Annotated in this window: 15 protein-coding genes, 1 tRNA gene and 1 rRNA gene; 14 read left to right on the forward strand and 3 right to left on the reverse strand. The window is 28.5% G+C overall.

What is annotated here, in order from left to right; translation table 11 throughout:
- From CSBG_RS01595 to CSBG_RS01630, 8 genes are all read left to right on the forward strand, one after another.
- Positions 1-254, forward strand: a 23S ribosomal RNA gene (locus CSBG_RS01595); the annotation flags it as partial.
- A gap of 56 nt (positions 255-310) precedes the next feature.
- Positions 311-385 (forward strand) — tRNA-Asn (locus CSBG_RS01600).
- A gap of 196 nt (positions 386-581) precedes the next feature.
- Positions 582-1562, forward strand: a complete 981-nt coding sequence (locus CSBG_RS01605; protein WP_008676501.1) for a polysaccharide deacetylase family protein — start codon at positions 582-584, stop codon at positions 1560-1562.
- A 92-nt stretch (positions 1563-1654) separates the two neighbouring features.
- Positions 1655-2335, forward strand: coding sequence for a response regulator transcription factor (locus tag CSBG_RS01610; protein WP_008676502.1), 681 nt, complete (start codon positions 1655-1657; stop codon positions 2333-2335).
- Complete coding sequence (locus CSBG_RS01615; RefSeq protein ID WP_008676503.1) at positions 2332-3720, forward strand: HAMP domain-containing sensor histidine kinase; 1389 nt, start codon at positions 2332-2334, stop codon at positions 3718-3720. Before CSBG_RS01610 ends, CSBG_RS01615 begins: the two co-directional genes overlap by 4 nt.
- A gap of 1 nt (position 3721) precedes the next feature.
- Positions 3722-5215, forward strand: coding sequence for a hypothetical protein (locus CSBG_RS01620; RefSeq protein ID WP_008676504.1), 1494 nt, complete (start codon positions 3722-3724; stop codon positions 5213-5215).
- Between the two features lies 1 nt (position 5216).
- Complete coding sequence (locus tag CSBG_RS01625; RefSeq protein ID WP_008676505.1) at positions 5217-6596, forward strand: TldD/PmbA family protein; 1380 nt, start codon at positions 5217-5219, stop codon at positions 6594-6596.
- Between the two features lie 15 nt (positions 6597-6611).
- Complete coding sequence (locus CSBG_RS01630) at positions 6612-7955, forward strand: TldD/PmbA family protein (protein WP_008676506.1); 1344 nt, start codon at positions 6612-6614, stop codon at positions 7953-7955.
- Between the two features lie 228 nt (positions 7956-8183).
- On the opposite strand, the gene CSBG_RS01635 is transcribed toward CSBG_RS01630, so the two are convergent.
- Positions 8184-9977, reverse strand: a complete 1794-nt coding sequence (locus CSBG_RS01635; protein WP_051005300.1) for an LTA synthase family protein — start codon at positions 9975-9977, stop codon at positions 8184-8186.
- A gap of 310 nt (positions 9978-10287) precedes the next feature.
- On the opposite strand from CSBG_RS01635, the gene CSBG_RS01640 reads away from it, so the two are divergent.
- The gene (locus CSBG_RS01640; protein ID WP_008676511.1) at positions 10288-11241 is read left to right on the forward strand and encodes an NAD(P)-binding domain-containing protein; all 954 of its coding nucleotides are present in this window, start codon (positions 10288-10290) and stop codon (positions 11239-11241) included.
- A gap of 18 nt (positions 11242-11259) precedes the next feature.
- Here CSBG_RS01640 and CSBG_RS01645 read toward each other — a convergent pair whose 3' ends face one another.
- Entirely contained in the window at positions 11260-11847 is a 588-nt protein-coding gene (locus tag CSBG_RS01645; protein ID WP_008676513.1) for a GDSL-type esterase/lipase family protein, read from the reverse strand.
- Between the two features lie 14 nt (positions 11848-11861).
- Positions 11862-12494: a RusA family crossover junction endodeoxyribonuclease gene (locus CSBG_RS01650; RefSeq protein ID WP_008676514.1), complete on the reverse strand. Its 633-nt coding sequence runs from the start codon at positions 12492-12494 to the stop codon at positions 11862-11864.
- Positions 12495-12719: 225 nt separating this feature from the next.
- Between CSBG_RS01650 and tsaD the strand changes: the two genes are divergently transcribed.
- The 5 genes from tsaD to eutH all read left to right on the forward strand — a co-directional run bounded on the left by tsaD (position 12720) and on the right by eutH (position 18037).
- Positions 12720-13730 carry a tRNA (adenosine(37)-N6)-threonylcarbamoyltransferase complex transferase subunit TsaD gene (tsaD, locus tag CSBG_RS01655; protein WP_008676516.1) on the forward strand — a complete coding sequence of 337 codons (1011 nt, stop codon included), beginning with the start codon at positions 12720-12722 and terminating at the stop codon, positions 13728-13730.
- A gap of 22 nt (positions 13731-13752) precedes the next feature.
- Positions 13753-14781 (forward strand): alpha/beta hydrolase, encoded by a 1029-nt coding sequence (locus CSBG_RS01660; protein WP_008676519.1) that lies wholly within the window; start codon positions 13753-13755, stop codon positions 14779-14781.
- 116 nt (positions 14782-14897) lie between these two features.
- Positions 14898-16163, forward strand: a complete 1266-nt coding sequence (locus CSBG_RS01665) for a trypsin-like peptidase domain-containing protein (RefSeq protein ID WP_008676521.1) — start codon at positions 14898-14900, stop codon at positions 16161-16163.
- A 200-nt stretch (positions 16164-16363) separates the two neighbouring features.
- Positions 16364-16774, forward strand: a complete 411-nt coding sequence (locus CSBG_RS01670; protein ID WP_008676523.1) for a hypothetical protein — start codon at positions 16364-16366, stop codon at positions 16772-16774.
- A gap of 180 nt (positions 16775-16954) precedes the next feature.
- Positions 16955-18037 (forward strand): ethanolamine utilization protein EutH, encoded by a 1083-nt coding sequence (gene eutH / locus CSBG_RS01675; protein WP_008676524.1) that lies wholly within the window; start codon positions 16955-16957, stop codon positions 18035-18037.
- Positions 18038-18043 lie beyond the last annotated feature (6 nt).

Consider the following 18043-nt stretch of genomic DNA (forward strand, 5'->3'; position numbering starts at 1 on the left):
CTGTCCTTAGTACGAGAGGACCGGGATGGACTGACCTCTGGTGCACCAGTTGTTCCGCCAGGAGCATAGCTGGGTAGCTAAGTCGGGAAGGGATAAACGCTGAAAGCATCTAAGCGTGAAGCCCCCCTCAAGATGAGATTTCCCATAGCGTAAGCTAGTAAGACCCCTTGAAGAACACAAGGTTGATAGGTCAGAGGTGTAAGTGTGGTAACATATTTAGCTGACTGATACTAATAGGTCGAGGGCTTGACCAATAAAAATAGGCTTGAAATTAATTCGTGTGCAATTTTCAGAGAACACTCTGAATTATTCCGTGGTAGCTCAATGGTGGAGCACTCGGCTGTTAACCGATAGGTTGGAGGTTCGAATCCTCTCCACGGAGCCATTTAAATTTTAAGAGTTTTATAAGAGTAGATTTAAATCTATTGTTATAAAACTCTTTTTTATTTTATTAATAGAAAAAAATGTAACTTTTTCGTAACCTTTGGTTAACAAATTGTAATGATTTGCAGAAAAAACTTCTATATAATTGAATTATAGGACAAGCAGTTGTTTATAAAAATAGAAAGAGTGGTTTTATAATGAGTAGAAGTAGAATAAAAAATAAAAAAAGATTTATATTATTTATATTTGTTTTAATAATATCAACATTTGCGATTTCATTTACAGTTAATGATCTTAGAAAAAATAATGTTACACAAGCAGAGGCTGTAACTAATAATACTAATAGTAACAATAATAATTCTAATCAGAATAAATCAGACTCTTCCAGTGATAATCAAGAGAATATAGACGATGAAAATGAATTTACTGAAGAAAATCAAAATAATGTAGATACTAATGTATTAGATAATTCTGAATATCTTTCATTAGAGCAAGATCCTAATGCAGATGATGCTTCAAAGGTTTTACCAGAAACTATGTATAAGTGGAATTTTTATAGAGAAGATAATAAAAAAATTGCATATCTTACATTTGATGATGGACCATCTGAGCATTCTACTGAAAAAATTTTAGATATATTAAAAGCAAATGATATAAAGGCAACATTTTTTACATTAGGTAGTTCTATTGAGAAGAATAACGAATCGGAAAAGTTACTGAAGAGAATGGCGAAAGAAGGACATTCTATAGGAAGTCATGGCTATTCCCATGATTATCATTTACTTTATCCAAATAGAACAGTAGATGTTGATTCATTTATGAAAGATTTTGAGAAAAATGATAAAATATTAAAAGAAATATTAGGAAAAGATTTTTCTACAAGGTTGATAAGAATGCCTGGTGGACATGCTAGTTGGAATGGAACAGAACATTTAGATGGAGTGTTGGAAAATAAGGGGATTTTTCAAGTGGATTGGAATGCATTAAATGGAGATGCTGAAGGCAGGGATTTTCCAAAGGAATATTTATTAAACAAATTAAAAGAGACTGTTGGAAGTCAAGATGTTATAATTGTATTAATGCATGATACAGATGCTAAAAAGGGAACTGTGGAATATTTACAAAGTGCAATAGATTATTTAAAATTAGAAGGATTTGAGTTTAGAACATTGAAATAATAAAAGGGACGGTAAACCGTCTCTTATTTCTATTTATAAGATTATAAGAGATTAAAAGAGTTAATAATATTATTATGTTTAGAGGTGATAAAATGAATAAAATATTATTAGTAGAGGATGAAGAAAGTATAAGGGCTTTTCTAAAGATAAATTTACAAAGAAATAATTTGCAAGTTATTGAAGCATCAACGGGAGAAGAAGGATTAAAGCTTGCAAATATAGAAAATCCTAAAATAGCTGTATTAGATGTAATGCTGCCAGGGATAGATGGATTTAAAGTTTGTAACAAATTAAGAAGTGAATTTCCGGGTATGGGAATAATAATGCTTACAGCAAAGGGGCAAGATATGGATAAGATTATGGGGTTAGAGTATGGGGCAGATGATTATATAGTAAAGCCATTTAATCCATTGGAGGTTGTTTTAAGAATAAAAGCTTTACTCAGGAGGCTTGGAGATGAAGATAAAGATAAATTAGAATTAGGACCATTTCTGATAGATCTATACTCACAAAAAGTTTTAAAAGATAATATTGAAATAGATGTAACTCCAAAGGAGTATTTACTTATGAAAATATTTTTAGAAAATCCTAATAAGGCATTTACAAGAGATGAGTTATTAGATTTAGTTTGGGGAGAAAATTATTTTGGAGATGCAAAAATAATAGATGTTAATATAAGAAGATTAAGAGCAAAAATTGAGGATAATGCATCAGACCCTAAATATATAGAGACAATATGGGGGATAGGATATAGGTGGAAATCGAAAGAATGAGAAGTATAAAAAATCAATTACTTAAAGGTATATTTATTATTATTTTCTCAACAGTAATGTTTTTAAATATTTTACTTATGATATTTGTTAGAAAATATTATTATGATAATACTGAGGATTTATTGAAAAATAGAATACAAGTTTCAATAAATTTCTATACAAAGTATTTTTCTTCGAAATCATTAGTTGAGACTATTTATGATAATGTTGATACATTTTGGAATGAAAATAATGCACAAGTTGAAATTTTTGATGCTGATGGAAGTTTATTAATGGATTCTATTGGAATTAAGGATTTAAAGTTAATTAATGCACCAGATGTATCGAAGGCGCTTAAAGGAGAATCAGCAAGATGGATAGGGAAAGTAGATTATTATGGGAATAAAGTTATGGCAGTGTCATATCCATTGATTATAGATGGAGATATAATAGGAGTCATTAGGTTTATAACGTCTTTAGAAGCCATAGATGGAGTAATAACTAATATAATGATAATTTTCTCAGGAATATCAATAGCTGTTTTGATAGTAGGAATACTCTTAAGTATAATTTTAGCTAATAGTATAATAAATCCAATAAAGTATTTGAATGAAGTTGCAGAAAAAATGGGAAGCGGAAATTTAAGTATTAGAAGTAGTATAGATAGTAAAAATGAAATAGGGCAATTATCAAACACACTAAATTTTATGGCAAATGAAATATCAAAAAGAGAGCAATTAAAAAATGAGTTTATATCATCTGTTTCTCACGAATTAAGAACTCCTTTAACAGCTATAAAGGGTTGGACTATAACCTTAAATAATGATGAGACAGATAAAGAAACCCTAAAGCTTGGATTTCAAATAATAGAAAAAGAAACAGATAGATTATCTTTAATGGTAGAAGAACTTTTAGATTTTTCTAAGCTTATAAATGAAAAAGTAACATTGGAACTACAAAGTGTTAGTATAAATGAATTTATAAATCATATAGAATCTTTTATGTGCCCTAGAGCAAATAAAGAGGATAGAAATCTTAAATTCATAACAGAAGCTGATGGGAATATGTACGTAGATAGCAATAGATTAAAGCAAGTATTTATTAATCTACTAGATAATTCATTCAAGTTCACAGAAGTAGAAGGAAGTATAATTTTTACAACTACAAAATTTAATGATAAAATTAAATTTGTAATAGAAGATGATGGTTGTGGAATACTAGAGGAAGATTTGCCGAATGTAAAACAAAAATTTTTTAAAGGGAAAAATTCTAGATCCCAAAATGGAATAGGTTTATCCATTTGTGATGAAATAATAAAATTACATGATGGAGTATTTAATATATATAGTAAGATAGGAATAGGTACAAAAATTGAGATTATTATTCCGATAAATAAGGAGGAATAATATGAATATCATAAAAAGATTTTTAGCTATAATTATTATAAGTATATTTACATTAAATATTGGTTGTAGTAAAGTAAATGGAAAAGATACACAAGCCATAAAAGCTCCTAATAATAATAACCTTAAGATAAAAGGTGTGTGGGAAATTGATAATATTAATGTATTAGGTGATGAGTCTGAAAATAACGAGGAGATTCTATCTTTAAAAGATTCTTTAATAAGTATTTCTAATAGTAATTTCTCAGTATTTAATGTTTCATATTCTAATCCTAAATATAAATTAAAAGTTGTAGATAAGACATATGTTCTATCATATGAGCTAAATTTAAAGCTTGAGGATATACTTGGAGATATACTAGATGAAAATTCTAAGTGGGATGTAATCTCAATAATTGGTTCTAATACTATTATTGGAGAATTTATTTATGTAGATAATGAAAATGGTTATTTATTTTATGATGGAGTGTTACTAAAACTAAAAAAAATAGATGAGAATCCAAAGGATTTAGATTATCAAGAAAATGATATTAAGCCGGAGTTAATATTAGAAGATTATAATAGCGATGTGGGTATAATGTTAGGATTAAAAACTCCAAGAGAACAATTAGAAGATGGTAGTTACAGTATAGAAACATATAAAACTTTGTGGATATCCTTTAAAGATAATGAATTACAGCCTATATTAGAAAAAGATAATATAATCTTCCCAAGAATGAATGGAATATGGAGTATTAAAAGTGAAGTTGTAGATAATGATAAAAATCATTTTGAGTACTTTTCAGCACATTCACTAGATGGAAGAGCAGAAATGCAGACATTAGAAAATAATAATGCAAATATATATAAGAATATAAATTTCATATCCAATGATTATATTTCAATTGAAAGGTACGAAGGAGAAAACTTTAATAATAATTTTCCTATATATCAAACAATTCCTATTGATAATATAAATTCTAAGAATGGGATTAATATCGAAGAAATATATTCTAATGAAGCCAAAGAAAAATATAAAAAAGATTTTAATGATGTATTAGAGACTTTATCGGAAGAAAAAAGAAAATCTTTGAATACAAATTTAGATTACAGTAATTTTACTATAAAAAGAATTGAAGGAAAATGGAATCTAGTTGGTAAGATTCCATCTATAGGTAATACTGAAGATGGTATAGAATATAGAATATCCTTAAATCCAAACAAGAAGATATTAAATTATGATACTTTATTAGTTTCATGGAAAGATTTAAAAGGAAAATTTCCATTTATAAGGGATGCATATACATCGCCTACTGGAAGAATGGCAATAATATTATTTAATGACAAGTTGTTAGTTTATGAAATGGAAGATAGGGATATTAAAGGAAGTCCTTTAATTACTATTGATTTAAATAATAATGAAGAAGTAATAATGGCAGAGTGGGCAAGTGGTAGTTATGTAGATTCATGGGCAAAGGCCTTTAAAGATGGAAAAGAAATAAGTATGGAGGATGAGTAGTATGTTATCAAAAAATATATTATCTAGCGTATTAGCTAGATGTTTAATAACAGGCGGAGATTTTGCAGAAATATTTGAAGAGGATACAATAGATACGTCTATAAGTATTTTAAATGGAAAGGTAGAGAATTCCATTTCAGGAAGAACGCATGGAATAGGTATAAGAATTTTTAAGGGATTAAAAAGCGTTTATGCTTATACTAATAATACTAGTTTAAATGCTCTATTAGATACTGCACAAAAGGCAGCATTGGCCCTTGGAGAGTTAAAAGAGGATATAAGTGTAGTGCTTAACGAGAAGGTTATATATAATAATAATCCTATTATATATATTCCATCTTCAATAAGTGCCCAAAAAAAGATAGAAGTAATGAAATGTGGATATAAAGCTGCAAAGGAATATAGTGATGAAATAACTCAAGTATCTGTTGGATATTTGGATAAAGAACAAAATATATTAATAGCTAATACAGAAGGACTACTTACAGAAGACAAGAGAGTTAGAACAAGATTAATGATAAGCTCTGTAGCATCTGCAAATGGAGAAAACCAAACAGGTTATGAAGGACCAGGAGCTCATAAGGGATTTGAATTATTTAAAGATATAGATCCAGAATATTATGGAAGAGAAGCATCTAGAGTTGCACAGACTATGTTGCATGCTAAGAATTGTCCAGCAGGGAAAATGACCGTAGCAATAGATAATGGATTTGGTGGAGTAATATTCCATGAGGCATGTGGACACTCACTAGAAGCAACTGCAGTAGCAAAAGGAAATTCAGTATTTACTAATATGTTAGGAAAGCAAATAGCATCAACAAAAGTTACTGCAATTGATGATGGAACTATACCTAATGCATGGGGATCATTAAATATTGATGATGAAGGAAACAAAACAAGAAAAAATGTATTAATAGAGAATGGTATATTAAAGGGATATTTAATTGATAAATTAAATGGAAGAAGAATGGGCATGGAGGCAACTGGAAGCTCAAGAAGACAAAACTATAAATATGCACCTACTTCGAGAATGACAAACACATATATTGCAGCAGGAAATGATGATGAAACTGAAATCATTAAATCAATATCAGATGGATTATATGCAAAGAAAATGGGTGGAGGATCAGTAAATCCAGTGACGGGAGAATTCAATTTTGCTGTATCAGAAGGATATATAGTGAAAAATGGAGAGATACAAGAGCCTGTTAGAGGTGCGAGCCTTATTGGTAAAGGTAGCGAAGTGTTAATGAATATAGATATGGTAGGAAAGAACTTAGCTCAAGGACAAGGAATGTGTGGTTCTGTTTCAGGAAGTATTCCAACTAACGTAGGTCAACCTATGATTAGAGTCAAGGAAATAACAGTAGGTGGAAGATAAGGGGGGAATATAAAAGTGGAATTAAATATATTTATAAATAAATTATTTCAAGAAGCCAAGAATAATGGTTTTAATGAATATGAAGTTTACTATGTAGATAGAGAGAGTTTAAGTATAAATGCATATAATGAAGAAGTGGAAAAGTACAATTTAACTACTTCTTATGGCTTATCATTTAGAGGAAAAATAAATGATAAAATAGGATACTCATATACAGAAATACTAGATGATGATGCTATAAATATGCTTGTTAAAAATGCAAAGGAAAGTGCGTTAGTTATTGAAAATGAAGATATTCAATTTATATATGAAGGCGATAAAGAATATGCAGAAGTAAATACTTATTATAAAGCATTAGAAAATCTTCCGGCTGATAAGCTAATAGATTTAGCTTTGAGTATGGAAAAAGAGGCAAAAACTTTAGATAATAGAGTTACTAGCTTTGGCGGATGTGGAATAGGATATAGTAAAGCTAGGTATGGAATAATTAATTCAAAGGGATTAAACTTAGAAAATAAATCTAATTTACTAAGTGCATACGTAGTTCCAATAATAAAAAATGGAGAAGATATGCATGATGGTATGGGATATGTAACTGCTAATTCTATAGAAGATGTAGATCCGAAGAAATTAGCACAAGATGGAATTAATGAGGCTATTTCAAGAATAGGTGGTAAGTCAGTTTCATCTGGTAAATATAAAGCTGTAATAAATAATGAGGCTATGGTTTCAATACTTTCAACATTTGCTGGAGTATTTAGTGGTGATGCAGTTCAAAAGGGGCTAAGTTTGTTAAAAGGAAAGGAAGGAGAAATAATAGCAAGTAAACAAGTAACACTATTAGATGATCCTCATTTAGAAAATGGCTTGGCATCAGTTCCTTTTGATGATGAAGGAGTTGCTACGAAGAAAAAGGATATAATCCATGAAGGTAAACTTATGACTTTACTTCACAATTTAAAAACTGCTAATAAAGGAAATACAAAATCAACAGGAAATGGATTTAAAAATTCTTATGCATCACCAGTAGGAGTTTCACCAACAAATTTATATATTCAAAAAGGTGAAAAAAGCTTTGAAGAGTTATTAAAAGATGTTGGAGAAGGGTTATTAATAACAGAGTTTGCTGGATTACATTCAGGTGCAAATTCAATAACTGGAGATTTTTCATTAGCTGCAAAAGGATTTTATATAAAGGATGGAAAAAAGGATTATCCAGTTGAACAAATAACAGTAGCAGGAAATTTCTTTGATTTATTAAAAAATATAGAGGTAGTAGGAAGTGACTTAAAATTCCCAATGAGTAGTATAGGAAGTCCATCTGTCAAGATTACTGAATTATCAATAGCTGGAAAATAAATGTGATTTATATGTGTAAAAAACAAATAAAGTATAAATTTAAATGACGCAATTATATCATGTAAGAAATAAAAATCTCCATAGAGTATATAACTTTATGGAGATTTTAATTTTTAATTTATAATCATATAAGACTTTTAGTAATTTAATATAAAAATAGCTTTATTATAATAAAAAACTCCACTAAGGGAGTTTTTTACACAATTATCAATTATTCATTCTTAATTATCAATTATTTAGGTAGTTGCTTCTTATCATTTTATCTGAAAGTTCAACTACATTCTTATATAGTTCCTTTTCTTCATCTGTTAAGCCTTCACCGATTACATCAAGGTTTGTAAGGACTGCAAATGATTTATTTGTATTTAGTAAGTTTCTACCTAATGCAGTATTTATATATTTATCATTTGGTACTCCCATAAGATATAATAATGATGGCATGATATCAACTTGCCCACCGATAGTATCAAAAGTCTTTGGCTCTTTCATATCCTTTGACCAAATTATAAATGGTATTGTGTGATGACCATTATCTAGATACCAATCTTCTTTATTAGAAAGTTTTTCTATTGAGCTATTATAATATTTATGGACACCTGTATGGTCGCCTTCAATAACTACAACGGTATTATCAAGAATTCCTTCCTTATCTAATAATTCAAGGAACCTTCCAATTTGTGCGTCTGTATACTTAACACTTTCAAAGTATCCACCAAGTTCATTTTTATCTAATTCTGGATCTAAATTTAACACTCTCTTTTCCTTTGGTAAATCAAAAGGTCCATGATTAGTTAAAGTGACTGTAAATGCATAAAATGGATCTTCTAAGTTTTTAAGCATTGGTACAACTTGTCTAAAATAACTTTCATCTGATAAGCCAAGACCTATTTCTTCGTCTATATTGAATGAATAGTAATCAACAAATTTGTTAAATCCTATTCCTGTTAATCCATTTACATAGTTCCAGAAAGAACCTTTATCAGGATGAATTGCTATTGTATCATAATTCCTTTCTTCTAGTAGAAGAGGTAATGAATTATATTTAGTAGAAGGATATCTAAAGAATGTACTTCCTCTTCTTAATGGAAACATTGATGTATTAATCATTAAGTCAGAATCGGAGCTTGTACCTTCATTTACTTGTTCATAAATATTAGGGAAATATAGTCCTGTTTTTATTAATTCATCCATTACAGGAGTAATTTTTTGATTATTTATTTCTTTTCCTAATATAAAGCTTTCTAATGATTCAACTTGTATAACTAGTAAGTTTTTGCCTTCGAATATTCCAGCATATTGATTATTAGGTAAATCTTCTTTTTTACTAAAGAATTCATCGATTTGGGACTTTTCCTCAGTAGTTAAATCATAAGGCATTGAATCTTTATAAACATTATATAAATCAAAAATATGATAGCCTACAGGTGAAAAATATCTAGCTGTATTTGTTGGATCATAATTTGAGAATATATATCCATTTTTCACATCTTCATTCTTTAATACGTATAAATTAAAAGGTACATATCCTATATATATAATACTTGATAATAGTATAACTATAAATGTAATAGGGGCTCTCCTTTTAACTCTTGTGTATGACTTTCTAGTAAAGAAAGCAAATATTCCTAGTATTATAAAATCAATAAATAGTAAGAAATCCTTATTACTAAACATTGAAGATATAGTACCACCCATATTATCTAAATTAGCAGTTTGAGTTAACAATAATGCAGATGGCATTGTTAGGAATCCTCTAAAGTATCCTAAGTCTAATAATATTAATAAAGTTATTAGTATATCTATAATAAATAGATATATAACCCTTCCTTTTCCTTTAAATAGTAAGGAAAAGCTGATAAAAATTAAAGTAAAGGCATAATAATAATTAATAAATGATTTTGCAGAGTTATATCCAAGATTTAAGTTTAGGGAATAAGGATCTTGGTTAACTACGAAACCTTGAAATATTATGCTTTTAAATACAATGGCTATAAGTGGAATTAAGAATAATATTATTCTCATAAAACCATCAAAGTTAAGTACCTGTGTAAATTTGTTTCTTAGTTTTTCAATAAGTTTGTCCAATATATCACCTCAAATATATAAAGTACTATAACACTTATGGGAATAATACTTAAAAATCTGTACTATTAAGTTTACAATACTTAAATTATAGTATAGTAGTTTTTATAAAGCAATTTAGATTTTTTAATTTTTACATCCAGTACAAAAATAAATTTCAATATTAGAGATAATTTTACAAGAAATAGTGTAAGATGAATACGATATGTTATAATATATATGTTTTATTTAACATTTATGGAGGTTATATATGCTTCAATATGATTTAATTATAGTTGGAGGGGGAGCATCTGGACTTTCAGCTGGAGTTTCTGCTCTGAAAAATGGAATTAAAAAAGTTTTGATTTTAGAAAGAAATAATGATTTAGGTGGAAATTTAAACTTATTCATACATAATGGATTTGGAAGATATTATTTAGGTAAGGATATAACAGGACCAGAGCTTGGAAGTCAACTTATTAAAGATTTTAAAGCACTAGGTGGAGTGTATAAATTAAATACTGAAGTCTTAGAAGTAACTAAGAATAAGGTGGTTTCATATGTAAATCCTCAAGAGGGGATTCAGGAGATTGAAGCTAAAGCTGTAATATTAGCATCTGGATGTAGGGAGAAGTTTACAGGAAACATAAATATGCCAATTCATAAATATACAGGTATATTTACTTTAGTTTCAGCACACAGACTAGTTAATATTCAAGGATTTCTTCCGGGAAAAGAGGTTATAATTATTGGAAATAATGATTGGTCTTTAATTCTTGCAAGAAGGTTATTAATAGAAGGTGCTAGAGTAAAAGCTATTATAGATAATTCTAAGAATGGATTTTTAGATGAGAAGAGTAGTCAATTTATTAATGGATTTGATATGAATATAATAAGAAATCATCATGTAGTTGAGCTATATGGTAACGAGAGAATAGAAAGTATAGATATTAAAAGTATAGAAGATGAAAGCGTAAGTAATATAAGTTGTGATTCTTTAATATTAACAGTTGGATATTGTCCAGAAATATCTTTTGTAAGAAAGACCAATATATTATTAAAAGGGTATAATACTCTTATAGTAAACAACTATGAAACTTCGGTTAATGGAATATTTGCTTGTGGAACTATATTAAGTAGAGATAAAGATATTTTTAATAGTGGAGCAAATGGCGCTCATGTTGGGAAAATAGTAGCTGATTATATACAAAAATATATGTATTAAAAATATGGATAGTATGCATTAAAGCATATTATCCATATTTTTTAGTAATTGTTTGAACTCATTAAATAATAGAGATTGACCATTATTATTTAAATGAATACCATCAGTAAAAATATTATTGGATGAAAATTTAAATGTTAAACTGTAAAAATCAACATAATTAATTTTATATTTATCACAAAGTTTAATTATAGAGTGTCTTAATAATGAGAGTTGTTCTTCACAATAATCATAGGTAGAAGATGGCATAAAAAGTCTATAAGCATCTTCTTTTATTATTATTGGTGGAATTCCTATGATAATATCTTTTGTTATGGTCAAGGCTTCTTTTAGCATTAATTCTAAATTATCTAAAACAGAGTTTAGAGATCTATTTGAAAGAAAATCGTTGGTTCCTCCCATTATAAAAATTTTATTTGGATAATATGAAATAACATCTTCAGTAAATCTATTTAACATATCTGTTGTTGTGTTTCCATTTATGCCTTTATTTATTATATCTAAGGATATAGATGGCTTTAATCTTTCTACCCAGTTATTGCTTTTATTCACACCATATCCATAAGTTAAGCTATCTCCAATAAATACAAAAGAATTTTTTAGCACTTTAAAATTCCTTTCTAAAATAGTTTATTAAAGCAAGATCTACAAATTAATGTTTTACCACCATTTGCTGTGATTAAATTTGTATCAGTAATTTTTTTATTACAGAATTCACATATCATTGTAATATTATCACTAGTATCTAATTTATTTTCAGTTTTATTTTTTTTAGGCTGTATGCCATTAGCTTTTCTAATAGGGGAGTAGAGCTTTTTGATGGAATGTTCTTCTTTAGGTAAAATAGAATAAGAAATTTCATATTGACTTTCTCCATAGAATTCTAGTTCAAATCTAGGATTTTCTTTATCGTAAAATTCTTCTGTAATAATTCTAGTTATTTGGGCATCATTAACAATAAGGCCACTTTTTTCGATACCATCAAAAATACTTTTAGTTATATTTGCAGTATCAGGATGTCTTTTTTCGCTTTTATAATAAACTTTAAGAACTGCTATAAGGGATTCATCTAGTATAACATCTGGATTTTGTAATCTAGCATAGTAAGCAATTTCTTCTTCGTAAAGTGCATATCTATCGTGTGACTTTCCAGTATTATAGGGAAGAATCGCCCTACCATCCTTATTATGTAGTTTAAAATTAGATTTAGATATGGGGGACCCTGGTACAATTACTTTTGCATAAGAATTCATTATGTAAACTCCTTTAAATAATATTAATATATCCTTAAAAATCCATTAATTCTAATAAAAAATAATGAATAATTTTGTCATTCATTATATAATAAACAGTGATAATGATAAGCTATAAGCTTTATTTTAATATACAATAATAAGATAGATTTAACAAGAAAATGAAAAAGAATTATACTTTTAGAATTTTTAAGATAAATATAGTTAGATTAAGAGGTAGTAGAAATGGAAAGCAAGTTAATATTGTCAATAGAATCAAGTTGTGATGAAACATCAGCAGCTGTAGTTAAAGATGGAAGAGAAGTGTTATCAAATATAATAGCTTCACAAATAGATACTCACAAAAAGTATGGTGGAGTAGTACCTGAAGTTGCATCAAGAATGCATATTGAAGTAGTTAATGGTGTTGTAATGGAAGCGTTAGAAGAGGCTGGAGTAAAATTAGATGATATAGATGCTATTGGAGTTACTTATGGTCCAGGATTGGTAGGAGCCTTATTAGTTGGACTACAGTATGCGAAAGGTCTTTCATATTCTTCTAAGAAACCATTAGTAGGAGTAAATCATATCGAAGGTCATATTTGTGCAAATTATATAGAACATAAGGATTTAAAACCACCATTTGTATCTTTAGTAGTTTCAGGAGGACATACTTTCATAGTTCATGTTAAAGATTATGGAGTATATGATGTTATAGGGCAAACAAGGGATGATGCGGCAGGAGAAGCATATGATAAGGTTGCAAGAGCATTAGGCTTAGGGTATCCTGGTGGACCTAAAATAGATAAACTAGCTAAGGAAGGAAATGAAAATGCTATAGATTTTCCTAAGGCTAATTTTCATGATGATACATTAGATTTTTCTTTTAGTGGGGTTAAATCAGCTGTATTAAATTATATAAATAAATGTAAGATGCAAGGCATAGAAATAAATAGAGCGGATGTAGCAGCATCTTTTCAGAAGGCAGTTATAGATGTGTTAAAGCAAAATGTTTTAAAAACATGTAAAAAAACTCAGGTTAATAAGATTGCAATAGCTGGTGGAGTAGCATCAAATTCAGCTCTTAGAGAATCACTTATTAAAGCTGCATCTAAGGAAGGAATAGATGTATTATTCCCTTCACCAATACTGTGTACAGATAATGCGGCAATGATAGGAAGCGCAGCATACTTTAACTTTATTAAGGGAATAGAATCACCATTAAATATAAATGCGAAACCCAATTTGAAGCTATGATATATAAGGGGGATGGGTTAACGTGAAGCTTTTACCACATTCAAATGGAGTCTACAAAGTAAATATGAAAAATAAGATGAAACCAAAGGATATAATAAAAAATGTATTATTAGCAATATTAATAGTAATTATTATAGGTTTTATATATCAAAGAGTAAGTAATTTTATAGCAAAGGAAACCTTAAAGCAAAGAGTAGATTATGCTAGGGTAGATGATAAAAGGTTAGATTATAGAACTGATGGAGAAGGTAAATATACTATTGTATTTGATGGGAATATTGGAGCTAATTTAAATCAGTGGAATTCAATAACAGATAAATTGACATCAGAATATGATGATATAACAACGTTTGTCTATAATAGAAGAGGATATGGATATAGTGATAGTGGATCAATAAGGACGCCAAAGGAACAAGCAGAGGATTTAAGAATATTACTTAGAAAAGCTGCTGTACCAGCTCCTTATATATTAGTTGGAGAGGAATATGGAAGTTTAGTTTTAACTGAGTTTGCTAAAGAGTATCCAGATTTGGTAGCAGGAATAGTATTAGTAAATCCATTAATTGAAGATACCATAAATAGTAGCGCATTTAAAAAGAGTCTTACAATGGAAAAAGTAAGAAGAAAGATAGAGGGGCTAGGATCTTCAGTAGGATTTACAACATTGTTAGATAAGCTTGGTATAGCATGTGATACAGATGAATTTGAAAATAAATTAGACGAAAATAATTTACATGAATTTAAAGTACATAGAACAAAAAGTAGTTATACTAGTGCAGTGTATAATGAGATAAAAAACATAACCAGTGGTGAAAATAGTAGTCAAACAGATGGTGTATTTAATGGAAAACCATATTATTTAATAGCAAAAAGCGGACAAGAGCAATTAGCTTCACTTGGAGATTCAAATTTAACTAAAGTATATAATATAAGTTCAGAGAGTAATATAATATCAATGTATGATCCTGATACTGTTATAACAGGAATAAGACAAGTGATTAAACAGGCTAATGAAATTGAAAGACTAGAAAAAAAGGCAAGTAAAAATTAAATTATAATCACGTGTCATATAATTGCCATATACATGTCATATAATTGTCACAGAAAAAGGGTATATTAATATCTGTAAAAGGAATTATTAATATAATATCTAGGAGGAATTTTGTGATGAGTGATGATAATATATATGATGTAGAAAATTATGAGGATGTTAATAATATTGGAGACGATAATTTAAATTCTACACTGACAGATAATATAAATGAAGATTTTATCGATGAAGATAAGATATTAGAAAGAAATAATAAATTTGATTCAAATCAAGATAATATGAATAATTACAATAAGAAGAAGAAAAAAAATGGTGGATTTAAAATTATAGCAATTGCTCTTATAGCAGGTCTTCTAGGAGGAGCACTAGGTGGTGGAAGTATATATTATGCAATGAGAGGTGCTAATACAAAACAGCAATCTACTGCAATAACTCCAAATCCACAAACTTTTGAGACTGTTGAAGGGGCATTAACAGCTAGTGAAGCTTTTGAGAAGGTTGCTCCAGCAGTGGTTATAGTATCAGCGAATGGAGTAACTGATTATAGTGGAATAATACCTCAACAAGTAGACGGAATAGGCTCTGGATTTATAATAAACGAAGAAGGATATATATTAACAAACTATCATGTTATAGAAGGTGCAAAGGAAGTAGTTGTTACTCTATCAGATGGTAGAGATGTAAAGGCAAAGGTAGTGAATTATGACCAAAATCAAGATATAGCAATGCTAAAATTAAGTGATAATAACGTTAAAGTTCCTGCAGTAGTACAACTTGGAGACTCCGATGCATTAAAACCAGGAGAAGAAGTTTTAGCGATAGGAACACCACTTTCTAAAGACTTTAATCAAACTGTAACAGGAGGACTTGTAAGTGCTGTTAATAGAACTGTAGAAACAAGTACAGGTGTTAAATTAAACTTAATACAAACAGATGCTGCAATTAACCCTGGGAATAGTGGAGGACCTCTTATAAATACTAAGGGAGAAGTAGTTGGTATAAATACATTAAAAATTTCAGGTGGAGCTGAAGGAATAGGATTTTCAATTCCAATAAATGAAGTTAAAGATAGAATAGATGCATTATCTAAGCCTATATTAAATTTAGGGGTATCAATAAGAGAAGTAGATGAAAAGTTAGCAAAGCAATATGATATGCAAGAAGGATTATATATAGTTGATGTATCAGAGTTCTCACCAGCTGAAAAAGCAGGATTAAAGGGCGGAGACATAATAGTAAAATTCGATGGAGAAAGAATTAAAACATTTGATGAGTTAAGGGCTATTAGGGATACTAAAAAAGAAGGAGATATAGTTAAAGTAGAAGTAGTTAGAAATGGAGAAAATAAAACTTTTGATGTTCAATTAGAAGCAAAGGAATAATAGGATAAAAACAACCATAATAAAATTTTAATATATAAGACTAGTTATAAATAAGATATACGGATGTAAAGAAAGTATAGATTATCTAAACTAGTCTTTTTTTATTAAAATTAGTCTAACGTAAAGAACATTTTATAAATAATAGAATAGATTATATTATATAAAATTTAAATTTAAATTCAAACTTAGGAGGCAAAGTTATGAGCGGAAGAATAACATCATGCGAATTAAAGACAGGATGTAATGAACAAATAGAGGCAATAGTTAGATTACCTGAGGAAAAGAGATCAGTTATATTTGGAACAGTTTTGGATTGTAATAGAATGCCTGTAGTAGATGCAGTTGTGAAATTATTACAAATCGTTGATGGATGTAGATATCCTTATCCACTAACTCATACTTTTACAGATTGTCATGGACAATTTTTATTAGGACCTTTATGTCCAAATACAAAGTATATGTTAAAGATTTATAAAGATAATATAGTAATAAAATATTCCGAATTAGAAACATCATCTTATAACGGAAAATGTATAGGAAAACCTGAAAATATCGGAAATCAACCTCCAAAACCATTTCCAGACAAGACATCATGTGGATGTGATTTTTAATTTGACTGATTAAGTAATAGCAAAAAAAGCTTCTTATAATATTATAAGAGGCTTTTTTGTTATTATAAATTTTGATAAAATTAATTTAGTTTAATGTATAAAAGAGAAAATATGAATTGATTTTAAAAAATGATATAATAATAAATTTATATAGTCAATTTTTATTAAGGAGAGCAAAATATGGAGAAGATAATGCTTTATAGTATAGGAATATTTTTTTTGGTTGGTGTAATAGATTATATATTTGGAGGAAAGTACGGATTATCAAAGGGGATAGAAAGTGGGATTAAAAGTATGGGGTCGCTAGCTTTATCTATGATAGGGATATTGTCTATAACACCGATAATTTCTGATTTAATCATTAAATATATTTTAACAATATTTAAAAATATCCTTGTAGATCCAACTATAATAGTATCATCCTTTATTGCAGTTGATATGGGTGGATATAAAATTGTACAATCTATATCAACAGATCAAGGAATAATATATTTTTCAGGAATATTAATATCATCGATATTAGGATGTACTATAAGTTTTACTTTACCTTTAGCATTAGGAATAGTAAAAGAAAAAAATATAGATATATTATGTAAAGGGATTTTATGTGGAATAGTTGTTTTACCAATAGGATTATTGGTTGGAGGAATTTTACTGAAAATAAAATTATCTCTTATACTCATTAATCTTATGCCTATAGTTATAATTTCCATATTTGTAGTAATAGGTTTATATAAAAAACCAAATAAAATGATAATTTGTTTTAAATATTTGGCTAAATTTATAATGATATTAGGATTAATTGGTTTAGGGGTACAAGGCTTTACTTCAATAACAGGAGTAGTTATTATTAAAAATTTACTTGCATTGGAAGAAACATTAACAATAGTCGGGAAAATAGCTATTTTCTTAGCAGGAGCTAATGTAATGTTAGAGATAATAAAAGTAGTATTTAAAAATAAAATTGCTATGTTAGAAAAGGTATTAAATATAAATTCAGCATCGGTAGGTGCTTTAATTGGTAGTTTAGCCTCAGCTGTAATTGTGTTTACTAATTTTGACGAGTTAGATGATAGAGGAAAGCTAGTATGTTCAGCTTTTTCAGTAGCTGGTGCATATGTATTTGGTGGACAATTGGGGTATGTAGTAATAGAGGCAAAAGATATAACACTAATATATATATTAGTAAAACTTATATCGGGATTTTTAGGTATAGCTTTGGCATTAAAATTAAGTAAAAAAGAGTTAAGAAAAATATCTTAACCCTTA

Source organism: Clostridium sp. 7_2_43FAA (assembly GCF_000158375.2).
Taxonomy (GTDB): domain Bacteria; phylum Bacillota; class Clostridia; order Clostridiales; family Clostridiaceae; genus Clostridium; species Clostridium tertium.

What these genes read in the sequence shown, in the direction of transcription:
- eutH (WP_008676524.1), top strand. Translation starts at nt 16,955, where the DNA reads ATGGAGAAGATAATGCTTTATAGTATAGGAATATTTTTTTTGGTTGGT.
- CSBG_RS01625 (WP_008676505.1), top strand. Translation starts at nt 5,217, where the DNA reads ATGTTATCAAAAAATATATTATCTAGCGTATTAGCTAGATGTTTAATA.
- CSBG_RS01640 (WP_008676511.1), top strand. Translation starts at nt 10,288, where the DNA reads ATGCTTCAATATGATTTAATTATAGTTGGAGGGGGAGCATCTGGACTT.
- CSBG_RS01610 (WP_008676502.1), top strand. Translation starts at nt 1,655, where the DNA reads ATGAATAAAATATTATTAGTAGAGGATGAAGAAAGTATAAGGGCTTTT.
- CSBG_RS01635 (WP_051005300.1), bottom strand. Translation starts at nt 9,977, where the DNA reads ATGAGAATAATATTATTCTTAATTCCACTTATAGCCATTGTATTTAAA.
- CSBG_RS01670 (WP_008676523.1), top strand. Translation starts at nt 16,364, where the DNA reads ATGAGCGGAAGAATAACATCATGCGAATTAAAGACAGGATGTAATGAA.
- CSBG_RS01665 (WP_008676521.1), top strand. Translation starts at nt 14,898, where the DNA reads ATGAGTGATGATAATATATATGATGTAGAAAATTATGAGGATGTTAAT.
- tsaD (WP_008676516.1), top strand. Translation starts at nt 12,720, where the DNA reads ATGGAAAGCAAGTTAATATTGTCAATAGAATCAAGTTGTGATGAAACA.
- CSBG_RS01620 (WP_008676504.1), top strand. Translation starts at nt 3,722, where the DNA reads ATGAATATCATAAAAAGATTTTTAGCTATAATTATTATAAGTATATTT.
- CSBG_RS01650 (WP_008676514.1), bottom strand. Translation starts at nt 12,494, where the DNA reads ATGAATTCTTATGCAAAAGTAATTGTACCAGGGTCCCCCATATCTAAA.
- CSBG_RS01605 (WP_008676501.1), top strand. Translation starts at nt 582, where the DNA reads ATGAGTAGAAGTAGAATAAAAAATAAAAAAAGATTTATATTATTTATA.
- CSBG_RS01615 (WP_008676503.1), top strand. Translation starts at nt 2,332, where the DNA reads ATGAGAAGTATAAAAAATCAATTACTTAAAGGTATATTTATTATTATT.